The sequence below is a fragment of the Siphonobacter curvatus genome, assembly GCF_002943425.1.
Classification (GTDB): Bacteria; Bacteroidota; Bacteroidia; order Cytophagales; family Spirosomataceae; genus Siphonobacter; species Siphonobacter curvatus.
The window spans coordinates 1-1,013 of sequence record NZ_PTRA01000019.1; the positions used below are offsets into that span (position 1 = coordinate 1).

Sequence of the window (1,013 nt, forward strand, 5' to 3'; positions counted from 1 at the left end):
TGATTAGCATAGCTGAGGAATCCTGATCCTTACGGCGGGAAGGTTTCTCACCTTCCTTATCGTTACTTATCCCTACATTTGCTTTTCTCAACGCTCCAGCATGGCTTGCCGCCACACCTTCACTGCCGTTGAGAATGCTCCCCTACCAAGTATTACTACTTCCATCGCTTCGGCACAAGACTTGATGCCCGTTTATTATCGATGCCCGCCCCGCTCGACCAGTGAGCTGTTACGCACTCTTTAAATGAATANAGCTGCTTCCAAGCTAACATCCTGGCTGTCTCTGCAGTCGGACCTCCTTTGTTCAACTTAGCCCTGATTTAGGGGCCTTAGCGGATGGTCTGGGTTCTTTCCCTCTCGGACTGGGACCTTAGCACCCCAGCCCTCACTCCTGGGCATATTATACGGCATTCAGAGTTCGTCAGGATTTGGTAGGATTTGACTCCCCCTAGTCCTATCGGTAGCTTTACCTCCGTATAACTCAATCCCAAGGCTGTTCCTAAAAACATTTCGGGGAGTACGAGCTATCTCTCAGTTTGATTGGCCTTTCACCCCTACCCACAACTCATCCAAAGACTTTTCAACGTCAACTGGTTCGGTCCTCCATGTCGTGTTACCGACACTTCAACCTGGTCATGGGTAGATCACAAAGTTTCGCGTCTACAGCCACTGACTTGCTTCGCCCTATTCAGACTCGCTTTCGCTTCGGCTCCGTATCTGCAATACTTAACCTAGCCAGTAACCGTAACTCGTAGGGTCATTATGCAAAAGGCACGCCGTCACCAGAAAACTGGCTCCGACCGCTTGTAAGCGTGCGGTTTCAGGGTCTTTTCACCCCCCTATTCGGGGTACTTTTCACCTTTCCCTCACGGTACTCGTTCACTATCGGTCTCTCGGGAGTATTTAGCCTTGGCGGATGGTGCCGCCAGATTCAGAGGGGATTTCACCGGTCCCCACCTACTCAGGATCCTGCTACGTTAACTACCTTTACATCTACAGGGCTGTCACCTGCT

1 rRNA gene is annotated in these 1,013 nt (G+C 50.9%); it reads right to left on the minus strand.

The features are described 5' to 3' along the window. Nucleotides 1-1,013: ribosomal RNA gene (locus tag C5O19_RS25800) — 23S ribosomal RNA — on the minus strand; the annotation flags it as partial.